Here is a 3,943-nt window from a genome sequence, read left to right on the forward strand (position 1 = left end):
GTATATATTGGGCATCAGCATGGTATATTTTCATGACCTGAAAGGAAAGCGCATATGGCGTTCTACCCATGCCTATCCCTTTTGATCCGGTTCCGCGGCCAAAATCGGCGGGGCATCAACAAGTTGACGACATTGGCGCTTGCAGTCGAGACAACACCTCAGCGCGTTGATAAAATTGGGCTTTCTGGCCCGCCGCCGGACTTAAGGGGATAGGCATGCGTTCTACCCCCCATTGATCTTTCTTATTCGAACTCGGTGGGGACGGTTGCCCCCGGCTCCGGAGGTCCACATGGTCGGTAGTATCTGTGGTTGGCCGCTTCACTGAGGCTGGCGTCATGTTCGGGCACTTCGCCGCGGCGTTCGGCAACTGTGAACTATGGCACGCGACTGGTCTGCCCTGGCCCGTATCGCAGAAGAGAGCCGAACGGGTCTCGTAGAACAAGGGGACGTACGAGTGTAAGACCGTTCACCGGTTCTCGATGCAACACAGTTGTTGCACGCCGGCACTGAGTCCGCAACGGGTCACTGAACAAAATCGCTACGCGATATCGCGTGCTGCGCGGCTGTTTGTTGGTGAGCGCTAACCACGTCTGAGAAGCTGGAGAGGCAGCTGGGAGCGCTGTCCTGATGATCGAGGTGTTGAACCTCACTTCAGGACAGGAGTTCACCCATGAGTAGAGTAGGCAGGCGCGCCATAAGTCCACTGCAAGCGCGTATGATCGAAGACATGACGGCGCGCAAGTTGAGCCCGAAGACGCAGACGGCCCACATCCGCAGCTGCCGTCGATTTGCCGCCTGGCTCGGCCATTCACCTCAGACTGCAACGGCGGATGACGTGCGCGGCTTCCAGGCGGAGTTGGCAGGTTGCGATATCTCCAACTCGACGCGCAACACCATCATGACCGGTGTCAAGTTCCTATTCCGTGTGACCCTGCGCCGGCACGACCTTGCCGCCGAGATCTATCACCTTCGCGAGCCGCAGAAGATCCCGCCGATAATGAGCCAGGATGAAGTCGCACGTCTGCTCGCGAACACGCCATCCATCAAGGCGCGGGCGATGTTGTCACTGGCCTACGGTTGCGGTCTGAGGCCCGGCGAAGTGATCCGTCTGAGGGTCGGCGATATCGACAGTGACCGCGGCATTATTCGTATCGTGCAATCGAAAGGCGACAAGGACCGCCAGGTCAAACTGCCGGTTGCCGTCCTTGAGGCGTTGCGCCGCTATTGGCCGGAACGCTCAACCAAGTACGACGCCGGCTTTCGGCCCGAACAGCGTTATCTCTTTCCGGGCCGCCAGCCCTACGAGCCCCTGACGGCACGACAGCAGAACCGGCTGTTTCACCAGGCCGCCGTTGCCGCCGGCATCTCCAAGCCGGTCACCGTGCGGTCTCTGCGCCACGCCTTTGCAACACACTTGCTCGATGCCGGCGTCGACGTCCGAGTGATCCAGGCGCTGCTCGGACACACCAAGCTCACGACGACAGCACGCTACACGCGCGTCGCAACGGCTCTGATCACAGCTATTGAAAGTCCCATCGACCTGTTGCGAGATGACACAGCCAAAGGAGGCAAGCGCAAGAAGGCCAAGCCTAAGTCTTGAGCCGCCACCGGCATGTCTCCTCCAGCTTTGGAGGTCGCGGACATCTTCCGCGACCATGGACAAGCATGGCTTGCCGCCAATCGCGGTCACGTCAGCCTTGAACAGATGAAGGTGATGACGGCGGTCGAGCGTTGCCGCACGGCAGCGCTCGGAGGCCACGTTGCGCGCTGCGAGAACGAGGCTTGTGGCCATCTGCACATCGCCTACAACAGTTGCCGCAACAGGCACTGCCCAAAGTGTCAGGCGACAGCGGCACAGGATTGGCTCGAAGCCCGTGAGGCCGAGTTGCTGCCGGTCGGGTATTTTCATGTGGTCTTCACACTGCCGACCCCGATCGCCGACATTGCCTTTCAGAACAAGCGCGTCGTCTATGATCTGTTGTTCAAGGCAAGCGCGGAGACCATGCTGACGATCGCCGCCGATCCCAAGCATCTCGGTGCTAGGATCGGCATTACCGCCGTGCTCCACACCTGGGGCTCGGCGATGACGCACCACCCACACGTGCACATGATCGTGCCGGGTGGTGGGATATCGCTCGATGGGTCGAAGTGGATCTCATGCCGCAAGACGTTCCTGTTATCATTCAGCGTGCTCTCACAGCTGTTCAAACGGCTGTTTCTGGAGAAGCTCATCAAGGCCCATGATGACAGGCTGCTCAACTTCTACGGTGAGCATGCCGGTCTCGCCGATCGTGTCACCTTTGATGCCTTCCTCAAGCCGCTACGCAAGCTCAATTGGTACGTCAACATCAAGGATCCGTTCGCCGGACCCGAAGCGGTGCTGGCCTACCTGTCGCGCTACACCCACCGCGTTGCGATCTCGAACCGGCGCCTCGTCAGGGTCGATGCCGATGGCGTGGCGTTCCGATACAAGGACTATCGCGCCGGCCATCGTGAGCGCTGGAAGACGATGACACTCACACCGCATGAGTTCATCCGCCGTTTCCTCTCCCACGTCCTGCCGAAAGGCTTCCACCGCATCCGCCACTACGGGCTGTTCGCCAACGGCAATCGCGCCACCAACATCGCACGGGCGAGGGCCTTGCTGAGCGTTCACATGGCAACAAACGACGAAGCCGATAATGTAGAGGATGCAAACCCAGACGAGGCGCGGACCCTCAACTTGCCCTGCCCCTGTTGCGGCGGACGTATGATCATCATCGAAGTGTTCGCAGCAGGCATGGAGCCCAAGCACCGGCCAAGCCCCGAGGCCATCGACAGCTCATGACCATGCCGCCCAACCACCGACACACCATGATAGACCTCACACGATGCAGCCGGACGGCCTGCAACGATCAATCGCGCTCCAACTTGTCCGAAATTGCAAATCGTCCAACTTCAACACTGCTCATGCCCGGCTGCGCAACCCCATGTCGGCACCGACAAGCCGCTCAACGTCCTATCATCACGTCACCCTCGGCAAAGCTTCGGCCAAAATCACGCCACGTGCCACAGGCAAATCCCCATAGAGACCGCTGAGACGCCTACCGTCCAATCCGCGATTTCGTTCATTGACGCTTGTCCGACGCCGATCGTCAGCACAGGCGCCGAGCCTCAACGCCAGCGTGACGGCGTCCGACTAACCTGTACATCTTGAGACCTCGAAAGACCGCCTCACCGTGTCTGCCTCACCCTCGGCAGCCGACTTAACCCAGCGCTGGTAGGGCGTCGCCAGCGGGCCAAAAGCGGGCTTAGAATCAGGTTTGGTGAACGTAGGTTCCGGGCGCCGCTACGATCGGGACCAAGCCCTTGTCTGGCGCACCGATGGAGGGTGCCGGCACAACACCGCTGCTTTTCTCTTCCAGCCAGGTCGTCCACGCTGGCCACCAGGAGCCCGGTTGCGGCGCATTTTGCGTAACCCAGGCATCGGGACCCACGTAAAGCGCCCCGGCAGTACGAGGCGAGATCCGATGGTGACCGCGCGCTAGCTTTGGTTCGTTGATGATCCCGCTGTTGTGGCCTCCGCTCGTCAATACAAAGGTCATATCGCTGTCGGTAAACAGTTGGGTTTTGTAGACGGACTTCCACGGCGCGATGTGATCGGTTTCAGTGCCCACCGCGAATATCGGCGCCGAGATGTCCTTGAGCGCGATGACCCTTCCCTTGACGGCAAAGCGACCAGCCGTCAGCCGGTTTTCAAGAAACAGGCCGCGCAGATATTCCGAATGCATTCTGGCCGGCATCCGGGTCGTGTCCGAAACCCAGACTCCCATGTCGGTCGGCAGGTCCTCTTTTCCAAGGTAGTAGCGCCGCACGGCACGAGAATAGATGAGGTCTTCCGACCTGATAGCAGAGAAGGCGCGAGCCATTTGGGGCCGGTCAAGATAGCCCTTCTCCCACATTA

Annotated in this window: 2 protein-coding genes and 1 pseudogene; 2 read left to right on the forward strand and 1 reads right to left on the reverse strand. The window is 59.9% G+C overall.

Going from position 1 to position 3,943, the window contains the following annotated elements; genetic code table 11:
• Window positions 1–670 precede the first annotated feature (670 nt).
• Both WBQ77_RS04555 and WBQ77_RS04560 read left to right on the forward strand, forming a co-directional pair.
• Window positions 671–1,600, forward strand: coding sequence for a tyrosine-type recombinase/integrase (locus WBQ77_RS04555; protein ID WP_424045073.1), 930 nt, complete (start codon window positions 671–673; stop codon window positions 1,598–1,600).
• A gap of 12 nt (window positions 1,601–1,612) precedes the next feature.
• The gene (locus WBQ77_RS04560) at window positions 1,613–2,827 is read left to right on the forward strand and encodes an IS91 family transposase (RefSeq protein ID WP_424045075.1); all 1,215 of its coding nucleotides are present in this window, start codon (window positions 1,613–1,615) and stop codon (window positions 2,825–2,827) included.
• A gap of 469 nt (window positions 2,828–3,296) precedes the next feature.
• Here WBQ77_RS04560 and WBQ77_RS04565 read toward each other — a convergent pair.
• Window positions 3,297–3,943: pseudogene (locus WBQ77_RS04565) on the reverse strand (poly-beta-hydroxybutyrate polymerase); the annotation flags it as partial.

Origin of the sequence: Methyloceanibacter sp., from assembly GCF_049590335.1 — a bacterium.
Classification (GTDB): Bacteria; Pseudomonadota; Alphaproteobacteria; order Rhizobiales; family Methyloligellaceae; genus Methyloceanibacter.

Bases quoted from the DNA above. Each gene is read 5' to 3' on its own strand.
- WBQ77_RS04555 (WP_424045073.1), top strand. From the start codon at position 671: ATGAGTAGAGTAGGCAGGCGCGCCATAAGTCCACTGCAAGCGCGTATG.
- WBQ77_RS04560 (WP_424045075.1), top strand. From the start codon at position 1,613: ATGTCTCCTCCAGCTTTGGAGGTCGCGGACATCTTCCGCGACCATGGA.